The following is an 18,622-nucleotide window of genomic DNA, read 5'->3' as shown; positions in this document are numbered from 1 at the left end:
GATTAACGCACCTTAAGCGTTGCCAGGCCAATCAGCACCAGCATCAGCGAAATAATCCAGAAACGCACAATGACGCGTGGTTCCGGCCAGCCTTTCAGTTCATAGTGGTGATGGATGGGTGCCATGCGGAAAATACGCTGGCCACGCAGTTTGAACGATCCCACTTGCAGGATCACCGACAGGGTTTCCACCACAAAAACGCCGCCCATAATCACCAGTAAGAATTCCTGACGCAGCAGCACGGCGATAATACCCAGCGCGCCGCCCAGCGCCAGCGATCCCACATCGCCCATAAAAACCTGCGCCGGATAGGTGTTAAACCACAGAAAGCCTAATCCTGCGCCGACAATGGCGGTGCAGACGATAACCAGTTCGCCCGCGTGCCGCAGATAAGGAATATGCAGATAGTTGGCGAAGTTCATGTTACCCGTCGCCCAGGCCACCAGCGCAAAGCCACCGGCAACGAACACGGTCGGCATAATGGCCAGGCCGTCCAGACCATCGGTCAGGTTAACGGCGTTGCCGGTCCCGACGATAACGAAATAGGCCAGCAGAATGTAGAAAATGCCCAGTTGCGGCATCACGTCTTTAAAGAACGGTACTACCAGTTGCGTGGCTGGCGTGTCGTTGCCGACCAGATAAAGCGCAAACGCCACGCCCAGCGCAATGACCGACATCCAGAAATATTTCCAGCGGGCGATCAGACCTTTTGTATCTTTACGGACCACTTTACGGTAATCATCGACAAAGCCGATAATGCCGTAACCCACCAATACCACCAGCACGCACCAGACGTAAGGGTTAGACGGATAGGCCCACAACAACACAGAAATAACGATCGAGGTCAGGATCATAATCCCGCCCATCGTCGGCGTGCCGCGTTTGCTGAAGTGTGATTCCGGGCCGTCGTTACGGACAACCTGACCAAAGGAAAGCTGTTGCAGGCGGGCGATCATGCGCGGGCCCATCCATAAGGAGATGAACAGCGCGGTCAGCAGGCTGACAATGGCGCGAAACGTCAGATAGGAAAAGACGTTAAAGCCGGAATAATATTTGACCAAATGCTCGGCCAGCCAAACTAACATGTCCCATTCTCCTGTAGTGCGAGTACCACCTCTTCCATGGCGGCGCTACGTGAACCCTTCACTAAAAGGGTAATAATCTGCTGTTCTGCAATCAGTGCTTTCAGGCGCGTAATCAGCGCCTGTTTGTCGGTAAAATGCTCGCCCACGCCACTGGCCTCGCTAATCGCCCGGCTTTGTGTGCCGACGCTAATAACGCGATCGAGACCGGCCGCTTTCGCGGCTTCCCCAACCTGAACATGGCAGGCTTCGCTTTCATCGCCCAGCTCTGCCATATCACCGACCACCATTACCCGGTAGCCGGGCATTTCGGCCAGCACCTGTACGGCGGCGGTCATGGAGCCGACGTTGGCGTTGTAAGTGTCGTCAAGCAGCAACCGGTTTTCTGCCAGTCGCACCGGGAAAAGCCGTCCCGGCACAGCCTGTAACCTTGCCAGACCTTGTTTAACGGCCGGTAAACCCGCGCCGACGGCCATCGCCAGCGCCGTCGCCGCCAGCGCGTTGGCGATGTTATGGCGACCAGGCAGAGGGAGCAGCACGTCGATATTGCCGGTGGGGGTTTGCAGGGTGAATTCTGTGCCGTGCGAGGTCACGTGGATATTGGTGGCGGTAAAGTCGCTGTTGGCGGCATTAGGGGAGAAGCGCCAGACTTTGCGTTCGCCAATAATGCTTTGCCAGTTCAGCCAGTCGTTGTTGTCGGCATTCATGATGGCGATACCGTTAACCGGCAGACCGGTGTAGATTTCGCCTTTCGCTTTTGCCACGCCCGCCAGAGAACCAAACCCTTCCAGATGGGCGGCGGCCAGATTGTTGACCAGTGCCGCTTCTGGCTGCGTCAACCCGACGGTCCAGGCAATTTCGCCCTGGTGATTGGCACCGAGTTCAATAACCGCGTACTGATGCTCCGCCGTCAGACGCAGCAACGTCATCGGCACGCCGATATCGTTATTGAGATTGCCGGCGGTATAAAGCGTATTCCCACACTCGCTGAGGATCGAGGCGGTCATTTCTTTAACTGAGGTTTTACCGGAGGAACCGGTCAGGGCCACTACCCGAGTCGGCACCTGCTGGCGCACCCAGGCCGCCAGCTCGCCAAAAGCGCGGCGGGTATCATTGACCACCAGTTGCGGCAGGTCGATATCCAGTTGATGGCTCACCAGCAGCGCGCCCGCGCCGCTTTCTTTCGCGTTAACTGCAAAATCGTGGGCATCAAAGCGTTCGCCTTTCAGCGCGACAAACAGGCAGCCTGGCGTTATTTTACGGGTGTCGGTTGTGACCGTATCAATGGTCAGATCGTTACCCTGCACAGAGCCGTTCAGAACAGAAGCCAGTTGGCTCAGCGTTACGCTAATCATGCGATCGCTCCCAGCAGACGGGCTGCGGTAACGCGGTCCGAATAATCCAGACGACGGTTACCCACGATTTGATAATCTTCGTGACCTTTTCCTGCCAGCAGAACTACGTCATTTTCGGTAGCCTGCATGATGGCGTGCGTCACCGCTTGTGCGCGTCCCTCCATCACTTTTGCCCGGCCTGCATCAAGCATACCGGCCAGAATGTCGTTGATGATAGCGCGCGGCTCTTCGGTACGCGGGTTATCATCGGTTACCACCGGAATGTCGGCGAACTGTTCGGCAATGGCCCCCATCAGCGGACGTTTGCCTTTATCGCGATCGCCGCCGCAACCAAAGACGCACCACAGCTTACCGGTGCAGTGGAGGCGTGCCGCCGTCAGCGCTTTTTCCAGCGCGTCCGGCGTGTGGGCGTAATCCACCACCACCGTAGGTTTCCCCGGCGCACTAAAGACTTCCATGCGTCCACAAACTGGCTGTAAGCGGGCCGCGGTGTTCAGTAAATCAGTCAGCGGATAGCCCAGCGCCAGCAGCGTCGCCAGTGCCAGCAGCAGGTTGCTAACGTTAAACTCGCCCATCAGGCGGCTTTCAATTTGACCGTTACCCCAACTGGAGTCGAAGCGAATCGTCGCCCCGCTATCGTGATAATCCACACCGACAGCTTTTAGCCAACGCCCATGACAATCCGGATTGATATGATCGCCCATTGATACCGCAACGGCATCCGGCAGCTTAGCCAGCCAGCGGCGGCCCACTTCATCGTCAGCATTGACAATGGCCTGACCAAAATGATGAGTGGAATACAGCAGCCATTTTGCCGCTTCGTAATGGTCCATGTCGCCATGGTAATCAAGATGATCGCGGCTTAAATTGGTAAATACCGAGGCGGCAAATTTCAGTGCCGCAACGCGGTGCTGTGCCAGTCCGTGAGAAGAGACTTCCATACCAGCAAAAGTAGCCCCCTGCTCGACCAGCCCCGCCAGTACCTGCTGAACGTCAACCGCTGAGCCGGTCGTATTTTCAGTCGGGATCACTTTTCCCAGTAGACCGTTACCCACGGTCCCCATTACTGCGCTCGTCTCACCCAGTAACTGACTCCACTGGGCCAGTAGCTGCGTGGTAGTGGTTTTGCCGTTAGTGCCGGTCACCCCTACCAGACGTAGCTGTTCAGAAGGCTGATGGTAAAAACGTCCTGCCAGTGCAGAGAGTCGTTCATTAAGCTGGCTGAGATAGATAACCGGTACGCCGTGCATTTCACGGATTTCACCGTCGGTTGCCTCATCTTTTGCTTCAGCAATAATGGCAGCCACACCTTGCGCTATCGCCTGCGGGATATATCGACGCCCGTCCGCCTGATGACCTAATACTGCAACAAAAAGATCGCCCGACGCCGCCGTGCGGCTGTCGAGTGTCATTTCCCGCAGCGCCCGCGCAGGCAGTCCAGCTACCCACGGAGCAAGAAGGTCGCGCAAATTACGATCTGCCACCTGTACCCTCGCCTTGATTAGTTACAAATTCATTTTTATCGCCCGTCGCCAACGCATCCGGTTCAATGTTCATGGTGCGCAGTACGCCGCCCATGATGGCACCAAACACTGGCGCGGAAACGGCACCGCCGTAATATTTACCTGCCTGCGGGTCATTAATGACCACCACCAGCGCAAAACGTGGCTGGCTGGCTGGCGCGACGCCCGCGGTGTAAGCAATGTATTTATTGATGTACCGACCATCAGGTCCGACTTTCTTTGCCGTACCGGTTTTAATGGCGATGCGATAGCCTTTGATCGCCGCCTTCACCCCACCGCCGCCGGGCAATGCCACGCTCTCCATCATATGAACGACGGTGCGCACGATAGGTTCCGGGAAAATACGTTCGCCGGGAACCGGGGGATCAACTTTGGTAATCGACAGTGGGCGATACACGCCGTAACTGCCAATCGTTGCATAGACTCGCGCTAACTGTAACGGCGTTACCATTAGCCCGTAGCCGAAAGAGAAGGTGGCCCTCTCTATGTCAGACCACCGTTGTTTTTGAGGATATAAGCCACTGCGTTCTCCGACCAACCCCAAATTGGTCGCCTTTCCCAATCCAAAACGTGAGTAAGTATCTACTAACGCTGAGGATGGCATCGCTAACGCCAGCTTGGAAACACCGACGTTACTCGACTTCTGTAATACCCCGGTCAGGGTTAATTCGCTATAACGTGCCACGTCTTTAATTTCATGACCGTTAATACGGTAAGGAACGGTATTCAGGACGCTATTTTCACGTACCACGCCGCGTTGCAGCGCGGTCATGACCACCATTGGCTTGACGGTTGAGCCAGGCTCGAAAACGTCAGTAATGGTGCGGTTACGCATCACATCTTTCGCCGTTCCGCTCAGATTATTTGGGTTATACGAAGGGCTGTTGGCCATTGCCAGGACTTCGCCCGTGTTGACATCCACCAGCACCGCGCTGCCTGACTCGGCTTTATTGAAAGCCACCGCGTTGTTCAGTTCGCGGTATACCAGCGCTTGCAAACGCTCATCGATGCTCAGCGCCAGATTGTGCGCGGCCTGGCTGTCGGTGGAGGAAATATCTTCGATGACACGCCCGTAGCGATCTTTACGCACGATGCGTTCGCCCGGCTGGCCGGTAAGCCATTTATCGAAGCTGTTTTCGACCCCTTCGATACCCTGGCTATCAATGTTGGTGAAACCAATGAGGTGAGCAGTCACTTCACCGGAAGGGTAGTAACGGCGCGACTCTTCCCGCAGGTGAATACCGGGTAATTTGAGTTTTTTAATGTACTCGCCGAGATCCGGGTTTACCTGGCGCGCCAGATAAATAAAGCGCCCTTTCGGATTGGCATTTACCCGCGCAGAAAGCTGGTCGAGCGGCATTTTCAGCGCATCTGATAAGGCTTTCCAGCGGCCATCTAGCGTGATGCCGCCAGCGTCATGCAGTTCTTTAGGATCGGCCCAGATTGCTTTTACCGGCACGCTGACCGCCAGCGGCCGACCGGAGCGGTCGGTGATCATGCCACGTGAGGTAGACACTTCCTGCACGCGCAGCGAGCGCAGGTCACCCTGACGCACCAGCATGTCCGGGGCAATGATCTGTAACCAGGCGACGCGACCCAGCAAGAAGCCCAGCGCCACCAGAATGCAGCCGCACAACAACGCAAAACGCCAACTGATAAAGTTGGCTGGTTCTTCCTGGCGTTTTAACTTAAGCGTCTTAGCCGCTGCTTTCATGCGTTACACTCGTCCTATTTTTGTACCACGATATTTTCTTGCGAAGGATCAACATGCTGCATTTGCAGCTTATCCGTTGCGATCCGCTCAACCCGGCTGTGATCGCCGAGCGCGTTTTCTTCGAGGATCAGGTTGCGCCATTCAATATCCAGCGCATCGCGTTCAACAACCAGTTGCTCACGCTGCGCGGTTAATAAGCGCGTATGGTGAGCTGTCGTGACGACCGTGATCGCCGTGATAATGATGCAAATAAATAAACAGAGTGGCAGCTTGCCAAAACGCATAAGATCGCTGCCGATCACACCAGGCAACGCATGGCGCTCGTTGCTGCCTAACGATCCTTTTACTTTGCCTATGGCTTCTGTCACTCTGCCGATCATGCATTTGTCCTTTCTGCAATGCGCAGCACTGAACTACGGGCGCGTGGATTCTCTGCCACTTCTTCTTCGCCTGGCATTAACTTACCTAAAGCCCGTAACTGTCGGCCACCGAGCTTGCTGAGCTGCGCTTCCGTCATCGGCAACCCTGCCGGAACCTGAGGACCGCGACTTTGCTCACGCATGAAGCGTTTTACGATACGGTCTTCCAGCGAATGAAAACTGATAATGGAAAGACGGCCGCCCGGAGCCAGGACGTCAAGCGAGCTTTTTAGCGCTCGCTCGATCTCTTCCAGTTCACTGTTCACCCAAATACGTACCGCCTGGAAGGTACGGGTCGCGGGATGCTTGAATTTGTCTTTTACCGGTGTTGCTGCTGCCACCACTTCTGCTAACTCTTTGGTACGAGTCATGGGTTCAAGGCGATTACGCTCAACGATGGCCCGGGCGATACGTTTGGCAAAACGCTCTTCGCCAAAGGTTTTCAGAACCCAGGTAATATCGGCTTCTTCAGCATGCAACAGCCATTCGGCAGCGGATTGCCCACGGGTCGGGTCCATGCGCATATCCAGCGGGCCATCACGCATAAAGGAGAAGCCACGTTGAGCGTCATCGAGCTGTGGGGATGACACGCCAAGATCAAGCAGGATACCGTCGATCTTACCGGTAAGATCGCGTTCGCCGACATAGTCGGCGAGAGCAGAGAAAGGACCATGGACGATGGAAAAGCGCGGATCGTTAATAGTTTGTGCAACGGCAATGGCCTCGGGATCGCGATCGATCGCCAACAGACGTCCCTGCGGCCCAAGCTGGCCGAGGATCAGACGTGAATGCCCGCCGCGCCCAAAGGTGCCGTCAATATAGATGCCTTGCGGACGAATGTTCAGCCCATTAACGGCCTCATCCAGCAGCACCGTTGTATGTTTAAAATTTTCCATCATTTTTATAAGGATAAGTCCTGCAGCCGCTCCGATAACTCTTCGGTGGCGGACTGCTCAGCGTCGATATCTTCCCTGACACGTTGATACCAGGCCGTTTCGTCCCACAGTTCAAATTTATTAAACTGTCCAACCAGCATCACTTCTTTGGTCAGTCCGGCGTGTTGCCGTAAAACCGGCGCTATTAATAAACGACCAGCGTTGTCCAGTTGGCATTCGCTGGCGTGTCCCAAAAGCAAACGCTGCACGCGGCGCTCAAGGGGATTCATGCCCGACAAACGGGATAATTTACGCTCAATAATTTCCCACTCAGGCAGTGGGTAAAGCAGCAGGCAGGGGTGATGGAGATCGATGGTGCACACCATCTGACCGGAGGCGCTTTCAATCAGCATTTCCCGGTAACGGGTAGGTACGGCTAACCGCCCTTTGCTGTCAAGATTGACCTGTGCCGCTCCACGGAACATGCCCGCTCACCCCTTTTCGCCACTTTATCCCACAAATTCCCACCAGAGGGAGTTTACGGAGCGGAGGAAAAGCTTGTCAAGCCAGCAAAAACCTCAGGGCCAGTAAAAAAACAGATCCTGACAGGTAATAACGGCATTGATTAAATACAGAGCAATACGCGGCACAAATTAACGCTATGAATATTTGTAAGAAAAAAACGACGCTTTCTCTTTCAGCACGAAAGAGAGGGTCCTCATCAGACAAAAATATAAAGTGTCAGTTTGCGACGCGAGCGGCATTTTAGGACATTCTTGCGGTGGTTAACAGCACATCCTGGTCATTCAGGCTACGGGCCTGCGTCTGGTTGCGCACTATTCATGCGTTTAATTGGTTAAAGCAGCAGGATGGAGCCGTTATGGGCAAAGCCAATGTAACAAAATAATACAATAGAAATATAATTTTACTTCTGAGGTATAAAACGGGCCTATTAAGAGGCGTAATTAAAAACGAAATAAAAGGCCAGCAACAGAATAAGGATTTATCTGAAAACGACGCTCCGGGTTAAAGCGCTGACAGTATCAGCGCACAGGCTGCAGGATTCAATCCACTAACCCGGTGTCGGATGATATTTCTAATGGCGACTCAGCACACCGCGGCGATAGAGGTTACGGCGAATGCGACTAAGGCCCGGTTTGGGTTTGCGCGGCTCATCAAGGCTTGCCAGCACGATTTCCAGCACGCGCTCGGCAACATCGCGATGACGCTGAGCCACGGCCAGTACGGGGCACTGAAGGAAATCGAGCAGTTCGTTATCACCAAAGGTAGCGATGGCCAGATCGGAGGGCAATTTACCGTCACGACGCAACGTTACGTCCATCACCCCCTGCAACAGGGCAAATGAAGTGGTAAATAATGCCTGCGGCATCGGGTGGGTCTCCAGCCATTTTTCGAAAAGCTGCGCCGCCGCTTCCCGCTCATAGCTGTTGGCATACAAATACTGTACCTCGCGCGGATCGTCCTTCCAGGCGGTACGGAAACCCTGCTCACGCAGGAAGCTAACCGAAAGCTCCGGCAATGCGCCTAAATACAGCACGTTTTCTGCCGGAAAAGTACGTAGTTCCGCGGCCAGCATCTCTGCATCATCCTGGTCTGCGCCGACCACACTGGTGAAGTGTTCGCGGTCCAGAGCGCGATCGAGGGCGACAATCGGAAATGAATCATTCGCCCAGCGCTGATAAAAAGGATGCTCTGGCGGTAAAGAGGTAGACACAATGATGGCATCCACCTGGCGCTGTAACAAATGCTCAATACAGCGCATTTCGTTATCAGGCTGGTCTTCCGAGCAGGCAATCAGCAATTGATAACCACGCTGGCGCGCCTGGCGTTCCAGATAGTTAGCAATGCGCGTGTAGCTGGTATTTTCCAGATCCGGGATGACAAGGCCAATAGAACGCGTGCGTCCTGCGCGTAACCCTGCCGCCACCGCATTCGGATGGTAGTTGTGCTCACGTACTACAGCCATGACTTTTTCGACGGTTTTGTCGCTGACCCGGTACTGCTTCGCTTTACCGTTGATCACATAGCTGGCGGTAGTCCTTGAGACGCCGGCAAGCCGGGCGATTTCATCCAGTTTCACAATTGCCCCTTAAGAGAAAAGATACTCCATAACCTTTTTAAGGTTAAATTCCTTTAACATGCTAAGCGCAGAATAATCACATGGGCAACCGCTTTTCTATGCGCTCATCCCGGTTTTCGCAAAAAAACGCCCGAACAGCGCTGGTCGGGCTTCTCATTATTGTGTTTTTCATCATCAGCGCATAATTTTATCGCCGCGTGATAAGCCAACAATCCCGGAGCGGGCAACCTCTACAATCCTGGCAACATCACGTAAGGTCGCCAGAAACGCATCCAGTTTGTCGCTGGTTCCGGCCAGTTGCACGGTGTAAATAGACGGTGTGACGTCGATGATCTGCCCACGGAAGATCTCGGTGTTGCGCTTGACCTCTTCACGACCGTAGCCGGTGGCCTGTACTTTCACCAGCATAACTTCCCGCTCAACGTGCGGCCCCTGCCCCAGTTCACTGACGCGCAGCACATCCACCAGCTTGTGCAATTGCTTTTCGATTTGCTCAATGACTTTTTCATCGCCGACGGTCTGAATGGTCATGCGTGAAAGGGTTGGATCGTCCGTGGGAGCCACGGTCAAGCTTTCAATGTTATAGCCGCGCTGCGAAAAGAGACCAATAACCCGCGACAGTGCGCCAGACTCATTTTCCAGTAAAACCGATAATATCCGGCGCATAATCAGGTCCTCTCCGTTTTGCTCAGCCACATCTCGTCCATTCCACCCCCACGGATCTGCATCGGGTAGACATGCTCACTACCATCAACGGTCACGTCAACAAACACCAGCCGTTGATGGCGTACCTGTTCCAGCGCCTCGCCGAGCTTTGCCTCCAGCTCGTGCGGATGATTAATTTGAATGCCGATATGACCATAAGCTTCGGCCAGGCGGACAAAATCCGGCAATGATTGCATATAAGAATGTGAATGGCGGCCCGAATAAATCATATCCTGCCACTGTTTCACCATGCCGAGATAGCGGTTATTGAGATTGAGCACCAGCACCGGCAAATCGTATTGCAGCGCCGTAGACAGTTCCTGAATGTTCATCTGGATGCTGCCATCGCCGGTCACGCACACCACCGTCTCATTCGGCAGCGCCATTTTGACGCCCAGCGCCGCAGGAAGGCCAAAGCCCATGGTGCCGAGACCGCCAGAGTTGATCCAACGTCGTGGTTTATCAAACGGATAATAGAGGGCGGCAAACATCTGATGCTGGCCGACATCGGAAGTGATATAGGCATCCCCGTTTGTCAGCCGCCAGATAGCTTCAATCACCGCCTGCGGTTTAATGCTTTCACTCTGCGTATCGTATTTCAGACACTGACGGGCCCGCCATTGTTCGATTTGCTGCCACCAGTCACGGATCTCATCCAGCGGCTGCGCGGCATTCTCTTGATCCAGAAGATCCAGCATCTGCTCCAGCACCCGCCGGGCGTCTCCGACAATCGGCACGTCTGCCGCCACGGTTTTTGAAATAGAGGTCGGATCAATATCAATATGCAGCACGGTGGCGTCAGGGCAATATTTCGCCAGATTATTAGTCGTGCGATCGTCAAAGCGCACCCCAACGGCGAAAATCAGATCCGAATGATGCATCGTCATATTCGCTTCATACGTGCCATGCATTCCCAGCATACCCTGCGCCTGCCGGTGTGTTGCCGGGAAGGCTCCCAGCCCCATCAGAGAAGACACCACCGGCAAATTGAGTTTTTCGACAAGCCAGCGTAACTGATCATGACATTCAGCATTTATTGCTCCGCCACCGACATACACCACCGGTTTTTTCGCGGCGATGAGCGTTTGCAGCGCACGTTTAATTTGGCCTTTATGCCCGGATGTGGTGGGATTGTAAGAGCGCATACTGACTGAGTCCGGCCAGACGTAGGGAAATTTATTGGCCGTATTCAGAATATCTTTTGGCAAATCAACAACTACCGGGCCAGGGCGACCGCTCGCTGCCAGCCAGAACGCTTTTTTCAGTACTCCCGGAATATCTTCCGCTTGCTTGACCAGAAAGCTGTGTTTTACCACCGGGCGGGAAATCCCCACCATGTCGCATTCCTGAAAGGCATCGTAACCAATGAGTGACGAGGCCACCTGCCCGGAGAGGATCACCAGAGGAATAGAATCCATGTAGGCTGTTGCAATTCCCGTAATGGCATTCGTCGCCCCCGGGCCGGAGGTGACCAGCACAACGCCCACCTCGCCTGTGGCGCGTGCCAGACCGTCCGCCATATGTACCGCTGCCTGCTCATGGCGTACCAGAACATGGTCAATACCACCAACCGTATGCAGGGCATCATAGATATCAAGGACTGCGCCTCCGGGATAACCGAAGACCTGCTTTACTCCCTGGTCGATAAGCGACCGGACTACCATTTCAGCTCCTGACAACATCTCCATGGTTTGCCTCCCGGCATTTGTTTTTAGTCAATAGCGGAATTCATCTCCCTTTGAAAGCCGTTACGCACTCACCATCTTCACGTTTATCTAACATAACCGCTTGATATGAGGCAGGCAATGAATTAGCCAAATGGCCATTTATGGGTTTAAGAGAGGAAATCACATGAATAAACGAAAAGTTAGTGTAAAACGCTTAGAGAGTGTAAACAGGATGAGCTTTGCGCTACAGATTGGGAAAAATACAGAAAAATATCCATTTTTTGCGGTCAGCCCGTTAACGCCTGGCACCGTCAACAGAATAATATACTAAAAATGAATCAGCAGAGAGCATAAACCGGACACCAGGCCCGGTTTATGTACGAAGTAAAAATTAGCGGCGGCAAACAGAAACCAGCAGCTCTTCCATCCATTGATGGCCTTTATCGCGCCCGGCAGCTTCATGCCAGGAAAGGTAGCAGGTACGGCTGTTCAGCTTCAGCGGCAGCGGTTGAATTTGCAACTCCAGCTTGCCAGCAAACTCTTCAGCCAGCCAGCGTGGCGCAATACAAACAAGGTCCGTTTTAGAAATAACGTTCAGTACACTAATTAATGCCATACCCTGGTAAGCAATACAGGACTGTTTTTCCGGGGAGTCATACCATGGCGCGCTGAAAGACGCGAAACGATCGAGCGCAACAACCGCATGCTCCTCACGGTAAATATCACTTTCCAGCAACGGTCCTTTTAAGCGTGGATGTTTTTTACTGGCGACCAGTACCATTTCATCTTTAAATAACGGTACGCAGGAAAACTCCGGACGGCGGAAGTCTTCATAGCCAATAACAAACTCGGTTTCCTGATAACGCAGCTGATGTTCGGTATTTTGATTCAGCGAGGATTTAAAGACTAAGTGAATGTTTGGGGCGATTTCTTCAACTTTATTATAAATGATTGAGGTCAGATAGTTATCCAGCGGGCTACACACGCAAAGATTGAAAACACGCTCGCTGCTAATCGGTTCGAAACCGGAGCCTGGCAATTCATTTTGTACCAGTTGCAGCGCCTGACGCACGGAGCCAAAAAGCTGGAAAGCTCTTGCTGTGGGCTGGATACCGCGCCCATAACGGACAAAAAGCTCATCATTAAACATCACTTTAAGACGCGCCACCGCATTACTGACAGCAGGTTGAGACATACCTAATGTATGCGCAGCACGCGTAATATTTTGCTCCTGCATTACTGCATCAAATACTGTAAGTAGGTTTAAATCGACCATGCGAAGTTGCGGTTTAATCTCTTCGCGGGTTTTAGGATGTTCCATTTGTTCAGCCTGCATATTTAACTCCACTGTCACACTAGTTCCCTTGCCATTACGCAGCGATAAATCCTGTTAATATGATTTATCATGCATATAGAATTTGCAAAAGGGAAATATTGATTTTTAGGAATATATAAAGATTTACATGATGGCAATGATGATAAAAATCAGGCGAAAAGTGCTAAAATTTTATCCAAACCATAACCACTACTTGATGAATACAGTTTAATCATAAATTGTATAAATACACAATCGGCCATCTGGTTAATAACATTTTAAGTAATACTTAAGTGTTCTATCTTTTAGAACTTCTTATTTACAAGATATTATCAAAAAAATCCCAACACGGTTAAAATCAGTGGGCGAAATTATCAAAAGCTAATAAAATCAATACAATAAAAAGATATCAAATAATATCAAATTGCAAATATTGTTATTATTGTTACATTCAGGCTGCTGTTTACTGATGGCAACATTATTTTTATTTTTCAGGGAACGACTTTTCCAGCACAATTAGCTAAAGAATTTACCGGCATTTACACGAAATGTTCGCCATTTTAAGTCATAAGGGTTGACATCGACCAGGCTATCAAGTACCACTAAAAGCATATCGTATTCATCTGGAGCATGGCTTAAATGATTCATACAACTCGCTTCACCGGTCTACTACTACTAAACGCAATTCATCTGCGCGGTAGACTGGCGGGCGATAATCAACTTTAAGCCTCTTCAGTAAGAAAAAAACCCGCGCCACTGCGCGGGTTTTTTTATGCTCGTCGCAAAGCGCCCCGGACAGACAACAAGGACCTAAACCATGAGCCAGCAAGTCATTATTTTCGATACCACCTTACGCGACGGTGAACAGGCGTTACAGGCCAGTCTGAGTGTGAAAGAGAAATTACAGATTGCGCTGGCGCTTGAGCGTATGGGTGTTGACGTAATGGAAGTGGGCTTTCCGGTCTCCTCCCCCGGCGATTTTGAATCTGTGCAGACCATTGCTCGTCAGGTGAAAAATAGCCGTGTTTGCGCCCTGGCACGCTGCGTTGAAAAGGACATTGATGTGGCGGCGGAGTCGCTGAAAGTCGCCGAAGCTTTCCGCATTCATACCTTTATCGCCACCTCACCCATGCATATTGCGACTAAGCTGCGTAGCACGCTGGATGAGGTGATCGAACGCGCCGTCTATATGGTTAAGCGCGCACGCAACTATACCGACGATGTTGAATTTTCTTGTGAAGACGCAGGCCGTACACCGATTGCCGACCTGGCGCGCGTGGTGGAAGCGGCAATTGATGCAGGCGCACGTACGATTAACATTCCTGATACCGTTGGCTACACCATGCCGTTCGAATTTGGCGGCATCATTCAGGGACTGTATGAGCGCGTGCCTAACATCGACAAAGCTATTATTTCAGTCCATACCCATGATGACCTGGGCCTGGGCGTCGGTAATGCGCTGGCGGCGGTGCATGCCGGTGCGCGTCAGGTTGAAGGCGCAATGAACGGTATCGGCGAGCGCGCCGGTAACTGCTCACTGGAAGAAGTGATCATGGCGATTAAAGTTCGCCAGGACATTTTGAACGTCCACACGCGCATCAATCACCAGGAAATCTGGCGTACCAGTCAACTGGTCAGCCAAATCTGCAATATGCCGATCCCGGCGAACAAAGCTATCGTGGGTACCGGCGCATTTGCTCACTCCTCCGGTATTCACCAGGATGGCGTGCTGAAGAACCGTTCTAACTACGAAATCATGACCCCGGAATCCATCGGCCTGAACCAGGTTCAATTGAATCTGACCTCCCGCTCGGGGCGCGCGGCTGTGAAGCACCGGATGGACGAGATGGGGTATCAGGAGAGCGACTACAATCTGGATAACCTGTACGACGCTTTCCTGAAACTGGCGGATAAGAAAGGCCAGGTCTTTGACTACGATCTGGAAGCGCTGGCGTTCATCAATAAACAGCAGGAAGAGCCTGAGCACTTCCGTCTGGACTACTTTAGCGTGCAGTCCGGCTCAGCTGACATTGCCACCGCCGCCGTCAAATTAGGCTGTGGCGACGACGTTAAAGCCGAAGCCGCCAACGGCAACGGTCCGGTAGACGCCGTGTATCAGGCGATTAACCGCATCACCGGTTATGACATTGAACTGGTGAAATATAGCCTGACTGCTAAAGGCCATGGTAAAGACGCCCTGGGCCAGGTCGATATCGTAGCTAACTACAACGGCCGCCGCTTCCATGGTGTTGGCCTGACGACCGATATCATTGAATCCTCTGCAAAAGCGATGGTGCACGTGCTGAACAACATCTGGCGCGCCGCCGAAGTGGAAAAAGAGTTACAACGTAAAGCGCAAAATAAAGAGAACAACAAGGAAACCGTGTAATGTCGAAGAACTACCATATTGCCGTTTTGCCGGGTGATGGCATTGGCCCGGAAGTGATGGCGCAAGCCCTGAAAGTACTGGATGCAATCCGTCAGCGTTTTGATTTGCGTATTACCACCAGCCAGTACGATGTTGGCGGTATTGCGATTGACCGTCACGGCAACCCGCTGCCACAGGCGACTGTCGCTGGCTGTGAGCAGGCCGATGCGATTTTATTTGGCTCTGTTGGCGGCCCGAAATGGGAACATCTGCCGCCTGTGCAGCAGCCAGAACGCGGCGCGCTGCTGCCGCTGCGTAAACACTTCAAGCTGTTCAGCAACCTGCGCCCGGCTAAACTGTATCAGGGACTGGAAAACTTCTGTCCGCTGCGCGCCGATATCGCTGCTAACGGCTTTGATATCCTCTGCGTGCGTGAACTGACCGGTGGTATTTATTTTGGTCAGCCGAAAGGGCGCGAAGGTAGTGGCCAGCATGAAAAAGCATTTGATACCGAGGTTTATCACCGTTTCGAAATCGAGCGCATTGCACGCATCGCCTTTGAATCTGCCCGCAAGCGCCGCCGTAAAGTGACGTCGATTGATAAAGCCAACGTCTTACAGTCTTCTATTTTGTGGCGTGAAATCGTTAATGAAATCGCCGGCGACTATCCGGACGTTGAACTGGCGCATATGTACATCGACAACGCCACCATGCAACTGATTAAAGATCCGTCTCAGTTCGACGTGCTGCTGTGCTCTAATCTGTTTGGCGACATTCTGTCTGACGAATGCGCAATGATTACCGGCTCGATGGGCATGCTGCCCTCCGCCAGCCTGAATGAAGAAGGTTTCGGCCTGTATGAACCAGCGGGCGGCTCTGCGCCGGACATTGCGGGCAAAAATATCGCTAATCCGATCGCGCAGATCCTGTCATTGGCGCTGCTGCTGCGCTACAGCCTGGACGCCGCTGAAGCGGCAACGGCGATCGAGACGGCGATTAACCGTGCGCTGGAAGAAGGCATCCGTACCGGAGATTTAGCGCACGGTGCGGCGGCGGTCAGTACTGATGAAATGGGTGACGTCATCGCCCGCTATGTTGCCGAAGGGGTGTAATCATGGCTAAGACACTGTATGAAAAGTTGTTTGACGCTCACGTCGTCTATGAAGCGCCAGACGAAACCCCGCTGCTGTATATCGACCGGCATCTGGTACATGAAGTGACCTCGCCACAGGCGTTTGATGGCCTGCGTGCACATGGTCGCCCGGTGCGTCAGCCGGGTAAAACCTTCGCCACGATGGATCATAACGTTTCAACGCAGACCAAAGACATTAACGCGTCGGGCGAAATGGCCCGCATTCAGATGCAGGAGCTTATCAAAAACTGCAAAGAATTCGGTGTTGAGCTGTACGATCTGAACCACCCTTATCAGGGTATTGTGCATGTGATGGGACCGGAACAGGGCGTCACGCTGCCGGGCATGACTATTGTATGCGGCGACTCGCATACCGCTACCCACGGTGCATTTGGCGCACTGGCTTTTGGCATCGGCACTTCGGAAGTCGAGCACGTTCTGGCCACGCAAACGCTGAAACAGGGCCGGGCAAAAACTATGAAAATCGAGGTCCAGGGCACGGCTGCGCCGGGTATTACGGCGAAAGACATTGTGCTGGCGATCATCGGAAAAACTGGCAGCGCGGGCGGCACGGGTCACGTCGTCGAATTCTGCGGGGATGCCATCCGTGCGCTGAGCATGGAAGGCCGGATGACCCTGTGTAATATGGCCATCGAAATGGGCGCTAAAGCGGGTCTGGTCGCGCCAGATGAAACCACCTTTAATTACGTCAGAGGCCGTCTGCACGCGCCGAAAGGCCAGGATTTTGACGAGGCCGTGGCGTACTGGAAAACGCTGAATACCGACGACGGAGCCCATTTTGACAGCGTGGTGACCTTGCAGGCAGAAGAGATCGCGCCGCAGGTGACCTGGGGCACTAATCCCGGCCAGGTTATTTCCGTGAACGAGATCATCCCCGATCCCGCCTCCTTTAGCGATCCGGTTGAGCGCGCCAGCGCAGAAAAAGCGCTGGCCTATATGGGCCTGAAACCGGGCGTGCCGCTGACGGACGTAGCCATTGATAAAGTGTTTATTGGTTCCTGTACCAATTCACGTATTGAAGATTTACGTGCGGCAGCGGAAATTGCCAAAGGGCGTAAAGTGGCACCGGGCGTGCAGGCGCTGGTGGTACCCGGTTCCGGTCCGGTAAAAGCGCAGGCGGAAGCGGAAGGTCTGGATAAGATTTTTATCGAAGCGGGTTTTGAATGGCGTTTGCCCGGCTGCTCCATGTGCCTGGCGATGAACAACGATCGCCTGAACCCGGGCGAGCGTTGCGCCTCGACCAGCAACCGTAACTTCGAAGGCCGTCAGGGACGCGGCGGACGCACTCATCTGGTCAGTCCGGCAATGGCTGCCGCCGCCGCCATTTCTGGTCATTTCGCCGATATCCGTAGCATCAAATAAGGAAAACATCATGGCAGAAAAATTTACGCAGCATACTGGCCTGGTGGTTCCGCTGGATGCCGCAAACGTCGACACTGACGCGATAATCCCCAAACAGTTTTTACAGAAAGTCACCCGCACCGGTTTTGGCGCACATCTGTTTAACGACTGGCGTTTTCTTGACGAGAACGGTCAGCAGCCAAATCCGGAGTTTGTGCTCAACTTTCCGCAATACAAAGGCGCATCCATCCTGCTGGCGCGGGAAAACTTTGGCTGCGGTTCGTCACGCGAGCACGCGCCGTGGGCGCTGACCGATTACGGCTTTAAGGTGGTGATTGCTCCGAGCTTTGCCGATATTTTTTACGGCAACAGCTTTAACAACCAGCTTCTGCCGGTCACGCTGAGCGATGAACAGGTCGACGAGCTGTTTGCCCTGGTTCAGGCAAACCCGGGGATAAAGTTTGAGGTGGATCTGGAAGAACAGGTCGTTAAAGCAGGAGATAAAACTTACGCTTTTACGCTCGATGCGTTCCGCCGCCACTGTATGCTGAACGGCCTGGATAGCATCGGCCTGACACTCCAGCACGATGATGCCATTGCCGCTTATGAAAATAAACAGCCTGCGTTTATGGGGTAAAAGGGGTGCATTGAGGCTACCTTAACATCACGATCGGCGGGGATACCCCCCCGCCTCTCCTCTTAACGTTTTACTTCACAGGCCAGAATCGCCGCAAACTCTGTGTTTCCCCGTTTCAGGTGCAGCTCACACAGCGTGTCGCGCACCATCCACGTGAATATCAACAGGGTGAAGCAAATCACCATTAATCCATACAGCAGATTACGTTTCGGCATTCCGGCCTCCGTCGTTGCCTTTCGGCAGTTAAGAGGCTATTCTCATGTTGTTTGGGCATGGAATTGGCCTCATTCTGTACTGACCCCAAAAAGTTGGACAGTTAAACACGAGGCACATAGGTCTGGGTTCGATATTCAATTGGACTCAGACC

18 protein-coding genes are annotated in these 18,622 nt (G+C 53.0%); 6 read left to right on the top strand and 12 right to left on the bottom strand.

Annotated features, from left to right (window positions below; translation table 11 throughout):
- Positions 1-2 precede the first annotated feature (2 nt).
- From mraY to ilvI, 10 genes are all read right to left on the bottom strand, one after another.
- Positions 3-1,085 carry a phospho-N-acetylmuramoyl-pentapeptide-transferase gene (gene mraY, locus CHU32_RS16485; RefSeq protein ID WP_103678013.1) on the bottom strand — a complete coding sequence of 361 codons (1,083 nt, stop codon included), beginning with the start codon at positions 1,083-1,085 and terminating at the stop codon, positions 3-5.
- Positions 1,079-2,437 (bottom strand): UDP-N-acetylmuramoyl-tripeptide--D-alanyl-D-alanine ligase, encoded by a 1,359-nt coding sequence (gene murF / locus CHU32_RS16480; protein WP_103678014.1) that lies wholly within the window; start codon positions 2,435-2,437, stop codon positions 1,079-1,081. The genes mraY and murF overlap by 7 nt, the downstream gene beginning before the upstream one ends.
- A complete protein-coding gene (gene murE / locus CHU32_RS16475) occupies positions 2,434-3,921 on the bottom strand; it encodes a UDP-N-acetylmuramoyl-L-alanyl-D-glutamate--2,6-diaminopimelate ligase (protein WP_103678015.1) in 1,488 nt (495 codons plus the stop codon). Before murE ends, murF begins: the two co-directional genes overlap by 4 nt.
- Positions 3,908-5,674 carry a peptidoglycan glycosyltransferase FtsI gene (gene ftsI / locus CHU32_RS16470; RefSeq protein WP_103678016.1) on the bottom strand — a complete coding sequence of 589 codons (1,767 nt, stop codon included), beginning with the start codon at positions 5,672-5,674 and terminating at the stop codon, positions 3,908-3,910. Before ftsI ends, murE begins: the two co-directional genes overlap by 14 nt.
- 14 nt (positions 5,675-5,688) lie before the next feature.
- Complete coding sequence (gene ftsL / locus CHU32_RS16465) at positions 5,689-6,054, bottom strand: cell division protein FtsL (protein WP_103678017.1); 366 nt, start codon at positions 6,052-6,054, stop codon at positions 5,689-5,691.
- Positions 6,051-6,992 carry a 16S rRNA (cytosine(1402)-N(4))-methyltransferase RsmH gene (gene rsmH, locus CHU32_RS16460; protein ID WP_103678018.1) on the bottom strand — a complete coding sequence of 314 codons (942 nt, stop codon included), beginning with the start codon at positions 6,990-6,992 and terminating at the stop codon, positions 6,051-6,053. Before rsmH ends, ftsL begins: the two co-directional genes overlap by 4 nt.
- Positions 6,993-6,994: 2 nt before the next feature.
- Entirely contained in the window at positions 6,995-7,453 is a 459-nt protein-coding gene (mraZ, locus tag CHU32_RS16455) for a division/cell wall cluster transcriptional repressor MraZ (RefSeq protein ID WP_103678019.1), read from the bottom strand.
- Between the two features lie 611 nt (positions 7,454-8,064).
- Positions 8,065-9,069, bottom strand: coding sequence for a catabolite repressor/activator (gene cra, locus CHU32_RS16450; RefSeq protein WP_103678020.1), 1,005 nt, complete (start codon positions 9,067-9,069; stop codon positions 8,065-8,067).
- A gap of 174 nt (positions 9,070-9,243) precedes the next feature.
- Positions 9,244-9,735 carry an acetolactate synthase small subunit gene (gene ilvN, locus CHU32_RS16445; protein WP_103678021.1) on the bottom strand — a complete coding sequence of 164 codons (492 nt, stop codon included), beginning with the start codon at positions 9,733-9,735 and terminating at the stop codon, positions 9,244-9,246.
- A gap of 2 nt (positions 9,736-9,737) precedes the next feature.
- The gene (gene ilvI / locus CHU32_RS16440; RefSeq protein ID WP_103678022.1) at positions 9,738-11,462 is read right to left on the bottom strand and encodes an acetolactate synthase 3 large subunit; all 1,725 of its coding nucleotides are present in this window, start codon (positions 11,460-11,462) and stop codon (positions 9,738-9,740) included.
- Between the two features lie 163 nt (positions 11,463-11,625).
- Between ilvI and CHU32_RS28265 the strand changes: the two genes are divergently transcribed.
- Complete coding sequence (locus tag CHU32_RS28265) at positions 11,626-11,772, top strand: hypothetical protein (protein WP_176691699.1); 147 nt, start codon at positions 11,626-11,628, stop codon at positions 11,770-11,772.
- Positions 11,773-11,832: 60 nt separating this feature from the next.
- Here CHU32_RS28265 and leuO read toward each other — a convergent pair whose 3' ends face one another.
- Positions 11,833-12,795 (bottom strand): transcriptional regulator LeuO, encoded by a 963-nt coding sequence (gene leuO / locus CHU32_RS16435; protein WP_103678023.1) that lies wholly within the window; start codon positions 12,793-12,795, stop codon positions 11,833-11,835.
- Positions 12,796-13,395: 600 nt separating this feature from the next.
- Here leuO and leuL point away from each other — a divergent pair.
- The 5 genes from leuL (at position 13,396) to leuD (ending at position 18,255) form a co-directional block, all read left to right on the top strand.
- A complete protein-coding gene (leuL, locus tag CHU32_RS28940; protein ID WP_103678024.1) occupies positions 13,396-13,482 on the top strand; it encodes a leu operon leader peptide in 87 nt (28 codons plus the stop codon).
- Between the two features lie 91 nt (positions 13,483-13,573).
- Positions 13,574-15,145, top strand: a complete 1,572-nt coding sequence (leuA, locus tag CHU32_RS16425) for a 2-isopropylmalate synthase (protein WP_103678025.1) — start codon at positions 13,574-13,576, stop codon at positions 15,143-15,145.
- On the top strand, positions 15,145-16,236 hold the full coding sequence (leuB, locus tag CHU32_RS16420; protein WP_103678026.1) for a 3-isopropylmalate dehydrogenase: 1,092 nt from the start codon (positions 15,145-15,147) through the stop codon (positions 16,234-16,236). The genes leuA and leuB overlap by 1 nt, the downstream gene beginning before the upstream one ends.
- A gap of 2 nt (positions 16,237-16,238) precedes the next feature.
- The gene (gene leuC / locus CHU32_RS16415; RefSeq protein ID WP_103678027.1) at positions 16,239-17,639 is read left to right on the top strand and encodes a 3-isopropylmalate dehydratase large subunit; all 1,401 of its coding nucleotides are present in this window, start codon (positions 16,239-16,241) and stop codon (positions 17,637-17,639) included.
- 10 nt (positions 17,640-17,649) lie between these two features.
- On the top strand, positions 17,650-18,255 hold the full coding sequence (leuD, locus tag CHU32_RS16410; protein WP_103678028.1) for a 3-isopropylmalate dehydratase small subunit: 606 nt from the start codon (positions 17,650-17,652) through the stop codon (positions 18,253-18,255).
- Between the two features lie 62 nt (positions 18,256-18,317).
- On the opposite strand, the gene CHU32_RS16405 is transcribed toward leuD, so the two are convergent.
- Complete coding sequence (locus CHU32_RS16405) at positions 18,318-18,470, bottom strand: Hok/Gef family protein (RefSeq protein WP_103678029.1); 153 nt, start codon at positions 18,468-18,470, stop codon at positions 18,318-18,320.
- Positions 18,471-18,622 lie beyond the last annotated feature (152 nt).

Source organism: Superficieibacter electus (assembly GCF_002915575.1).
Taxonomy (GTDB): domain Bacteria; phylum Pseudomonadota; class Gammaproteobacteria; order Enterobacterales; family Enterobacteriaceae; genus Superficieibacter; species Superficieibacter electus.
Note: the sequence above shows the minus strand (reverse complement) of the source record. Positions and strands in the feature narration are given on the sequence as shown.

What these genes read in the sequence shown, in the direction of transcription:
- mraY (WP_103678013.1), bottom strand. Translation starts at nt 1,085, where the DNA reads ATGTTAGTTTGGCTGGCCGAGCATTTGGTCAAATATTATTCCGGCTTT.
- murF (WP_103678014.1), bottom strand. Translation starts at nt 2,437, where the DNA reads ATGATTAGCGTAACGCTGAGCCAACTGGCTTCTGTTCTGAACGGCTCT.
- ftsI (WP_103678016.1), bottom strand. Translation starts at nt 5,674, where the DNA reads ATGAAAGCAGCGGCTAAGACGCTTAAGTTAAAACGCCAGGAAGAACCA.
- ftsL (WP_103678017.1), bottom strand. Translation starts at nt 6,054, where the DNA reads ATGATCGGCAGAGTGACAGAAGCCATAGGCAAAGTAAAAGGATCGTTA.
- rsmH (WP_103678018.1), bottom strand. Translation starts at nt 6,992, where the DNA reads ATGATGGAAAATTTTAAACATACAACGGTGCTGCTGGATGAGGCCGTT.
- mraZ (WP_103678019.1), bottom strand. Translation starts at nt 7,453, where the DNA reads ATGTTCCGTGGAGCGGCACAGGTCAATCTTGACAGCAAAGGGCGGTTA.
- ilvN (WP_103678021.1), bottom strand. Translation starts at nt 9,735, where the DNA reads ATGCGCCGGATATTATCGGTTTTACTGGAAAATGAGTCTGGCGCACTG.
- ilvI (WP_103678022.1), bottom strand. Translation starts at nt 11,462, where the DNA reads ATGGAGATGTTGTCAGGAGCTGAAATGGTAGTCCGGTCGCTTATCGAC.
- CHU32_RS28265 (WP_176691699.1), top strand. Translation starts at nt 11,626, where the DNA reads ATGAATAAACGAAAAGTTAGTGTAAAACGCTTAGAGAGTGTAAACAGG.
- leuL (WP_103678024.1), top strand. Translation starts at nt 13,396, where the DNA reads ATGATTCATACAACTCGCTTCACCGGTCTACTACTACTAAACGCAATT.
- leuA (WP_103678025.1), top strand. Translation starts at nt 13,574, where the DNA reads ATGAGCCAGCAAGTCATTATTTTCGATACCACCTTACGCGACGGTGAA.
- leuB (WP_103678026.1), top strand. Translation starts at nt 15,145, where the DNA reads ATGTCGAAGAACTACCATATTGCCGTTTTGCCGGGTGATGGCATTGGC.
- leuC (WP_103678027.1), top strand. Translation starts at nt 16,239, where the DNA reads ATGGCTAAGACACTGTATGAAAAGTTGTTTGACGCTCACGTCGTCTAT.
- leuD (WP_103678028.1), top strand. Translation starts at nt 17,650, where the DNA reads ATGGCAGAAAAATTTACGCAGCATACTGGCCTGGTGGTTCCGCTGGAT.
- CHU32_RS16405 (WP_103678029.1), bottom strand. Translation starts at nt 18,470, where the DNA reads ATGCCGAAACGTAATCTGCTGTATGGATTAATGGTGATTTGCTTCACC.